The sequence below is a fragment of the Burkholderia sp. Tr-20355 genome, from assembly GCF_017104685.1.
Classification (GTDB): domain Bacteria; phylum Pseudomonadota; class Gammaproteobacteria; order Burkholderiales; family Burkholderiaceae; genus Burkholderia; species Burkholderia seminalis.
The window spans coordinates 1-3,284 of record NZ_JAAGPK010000323.1 but is presented as its reverse complement, the minus strand read 5'-3'; the positions used below and the strand labels follow the sequence as shown (position 1 = coordinate 3,284).

The 3,284-nt window shown below is 69.5% G+C and carries 3 protein-coding genes; all 3 read left to right on the top strand.

Going from position 1 to position 3,284, the window contains the following annotated elements; translation table 11 throughout:
* Positions 1 to 1,702, top strand: a 1,702-nt coding sequence (fliF, locus tag G3N62_RS34905; RefSeq protein ID WP_206141513.1) for a flagellar basal-body MS-ring/collar protein FliF, incomplete at its 5' end; no start/stop codon positions are given.
* Complete coding sequence (gene fliG, locus G3N62_RS34900; RefSeq protein ID WP_034190272.1) at positions 1,692 to 2,687, top strand: flagellar motor switch protein FliG; 996 nt, start codon at positions 1,692 to 1,694, stop codon at positions 2,685 to 2,687. The genes fliF and fliG, both read left to right, overlap by 11 nt.
* A partial coding sequence (gene fliH, locus G3N62_RS34895; RefSeq protein WP_206141512.1) for a flagellar assembly protein FliH occupies positions 2,680 to 3,284 on the top strand: 605 nt, incomplete at its 3' end. The genes fliG and fliH, both read left to right, overlap by 8 nt.

The window sequence follows — 3,284 nt, the reverse complement described above, 5'->3', positions numbered from 1 at the left end:
GCCCGGCGCCGCCGCGGCCGCCGCGCTGCCGGGCGCGGGCGTCGCCGGCGCTGACTTCGGGCTGGGCGGCTTCGCGGAACGCATTCCCGGCATCTCGCGGATGAAGGGCAACCCGAAGCTGCCGTTCCTGATCGCCGTCGCGTTCGCGATCGCCGCGATCACCGCGCTCGTGCTGTGGAGCCGCGCGCCCGACTACCGCGTGCTGTACAGCAACCTGTCGGACCGCGACGGCGGCGCGATCATTGCCGCGCTCCAGCAGGCAAACGTTCCCTACAAGTTCGCCGACGCCGGCGGCGCGATCCTCGTGCCGTCGAACCAGGTGCACGAAACGCGCCTGAAGCTCGCCGCGATGGGCCTGCCGAAGGGCGGCTCGGTCGGCTTCGAGCTGATGGACAACCAGAAATTCGGCATCAGCCAGTTCGCCGAGCAGATCAATTACCAGCGCGCGCTCGAAGGCGAGCTGCAGCGCACCATCGAATCGATCAACGCCGTGCGCAGCGCGCGCGTGCATCTCGCGATCCCGAAGCCGTCGGTCTTCGTGCGCGACAAGGAAGCGCCGAGCGCGTCCGTGTTCGTCGACCTCTACCCGGGCCGCGTGCTCGACGAGGGACAGGTCCAGGCGATCACGCGGATGGTGTCGTCCGGCGTGCCCGACATGCCCGCGAAGAACGTGACGATCGTCGACCAGGACGGCAACCTGCTGACCCAGACCGCGTCCGCCTCCGGCCTCGACGCGAGCCAGCTCAAGTACGTGCAGCAGGTCGAGCGCAACACGCAGAAGCGCATCGACGCGATCCTCGCGCCGATCTTCGGCGCCGGCAACGCGCGCTCGCAGGTCAGCGCGGACCTCGATTTCTCGAAGGTCGAGCAGACGTCCGAAAGCTACGGCCCGAACGGCAATCCGCAGCAATCGGCGATCCGCAGCCAGCAGACCAGCAGCTCGACCGAACTCGCGCAGGGCGGCGCCTCCGGCGTGCCGGGCGCGCTGTCGAACACGCCGCCGCAGCCGGCGTCCGCGCCGGTGGTCGCTGGCAACGGCCAGAACGCGCCGCAGACGACGCCGGTCAGCGACCGCAAGGACCAGACGACCAACTACGAACTCGACAAGACGATCCGTCACCTCGAGCAGCCGATGGGCAGCGTGAAGCGGCTGTCGGTCGCGGTCGTCGTCAACTACCAGCCGGTCGCCGACGCGAAGGGCCACGTGACGATGCAGCCGCTGCCACCCGCGAAGCTCGCGCAGGTCGAGCAGCTCGTGAAGGACGCGATGGGCTACGACGAGAAGCGCGGCGACTCGGTGAACGTCGTGAACAGCGCGTTCTCGACCGCGAGCGACCCGTATGCCGACCTGCCGTGGTGGCGCCAGCCCGACATGATCGCGATGGCGAAGGAAGCCGCGAAGTGGCTCGGCATCGCGGCGGCTGCGGCGGCGCTCTACTTCATGTTCGTGCGCCCGGCGATGCGCCGCGCGTTCCCGCCGCCCGAGCCGGCCGCGCCGGCGCTCGCGGCGCCGGAGGATCCGGTCGCGCTCGACGGCCTGCCCGCGCCGGCCAAGACGGAGGAGCCCGACACGATGCTGCTCGGCTTCGAAACCGAGAAGAACCGCTACGAACGCAACCTCGACTACGCGCGCACGATCGCCCGCCAGGATCCGAAGATCGTCGCCACCGTCGTGAAGAACTGGGTGTCCGATGAACGCTGAAGGCTTGACCAAGAGCGCGCTGCTGCTGATGTCGATCGGCGAGGAAGAGGCCGCGCAGGTATTCAAGTTCCTCGCGCCGCGCGAGGTCCAGAAGATCGGCGCCGCGATGGCCGCGCTGAAGAACGTCACGCGCGAGCAGGTCGAGGACGTGCTGCAGGAGTTCGCGAAGGAAGCCGAGCAGCACACCGCGCTGTCGCTCGATTCGAGCGACTACATCCGCTCGGTGCTGACGAAGGCGCTCGGCGAGGACAAGGCCGGCGTGCTGATCGACCGCATCCTGCAGGGCAGCGACACGAGCGGCATCGAGGGCCTGAAGTGGATGGACTCGGGCGCCGTGGCCGAACTGATCAAGAACGAGCATCCGCAGATCATCGCGACGATCCTCGTGCACCTCGACCGCGACCAGGCATCGGAGATCGCATCGTGCTTCACCGAGCGGCTGCGTAACGACGTGCTGCTGCGGATCGCGACGCTCGACGGCATCCAGCCGGCCGCGCTGCGCGAACTCGACGACGTGCTGACGGGCCTGCTGTCCGGCAGCGACAACCTGAAGCGCAGCCCGATGGGCGGCATCCGCACCGCGGCCGAGATCCTGAACTTCATGACGAGCGTGCACGAGGAAGGCGTGCTCGAAAGCGTGCGCCAGTACGACGCCGATCTCGCGCAGAAGATCGTCGACCAGATGTTCGTGTTCGAGAACCTGCTCGACCTCGAGGATCGCGCGATCCAGATGGTGCTCAAGGAAGTCGAGTCGGAAACGCTGATCATCGCGCTGAAGGGCGCGCCGCCCGCCCTGCGCCAGAAGTTCCTCGCGAACATGTCGCAGCGCGCGGCCGAACTGCTCGCCGAGGATCTCGACGCGCGCGGCCCGGTGCGCGTGTCCGAAGTCGAGACGCAGCAGCGCCGCATCCTGCAGATCGTGCGCAATCTCGCCGAGAGCGGCCAGATCGTGATCGGCGGCAAGGCGGAAGACGCGTATGTCTGATTCGGCGAGCGATCGCGTGGGCACCCTCACCGCGTACCAGCGGTGGGAGATGGCGTCGTTCGACCCGCCGCCGCCCCCGCCGCCGCCCGACGACGCGGCGGCCGCCGCCGCCGCGCTCGCCAAGGACCTGCAGCGCGTGCGCGACGCCGCGCACGCCGAAGGCCATGCGGCCGGCCACGTCGAAGGCCAGGCGCTCGGCTATCAGGCCGGTTTCGAGCAGGGCCGCGAACAGGGTTTCGAGGCCGGCCAGGCCGACGCGCGCGAACAGGCCGCGCAGCTGGCGGCGCTTGCCGAATCGTTCCGCGAGGCCGTGTCGAACATCGAGCACGATCTCGCGTCCGACATCGCGCAGCTCGCGCTCGACATCGCGCAGCAGGTCGTGCGCCAGCACGTGAAGCATGACCCGGCCGCGCTGGTCGCGGCCGTGCGCGACGTGCTCGCGGCCGAACCCGCGCTGTCCGGCGCGCCGCATCTCGCGGTGAATCCGGCCGACCTGCCCGTCGTCGAAGCCTATCTGCAGGACGATCTCGATACGCTCGGCTGGACCGTGCGCACCGACGCGTCGATCGAGCGCGGCGGCTGCCGCGCGCACGCCGG

What these genes read in the sequence shown, in the direction of transcription:
- fliG (WP_034190272.1), top strand. Translation starts at nt 1,692, where the DNA reads ATGAACGCTGAAGGCTTGACCAAGAGCGCGCTGCTGCTGATGTCGATC.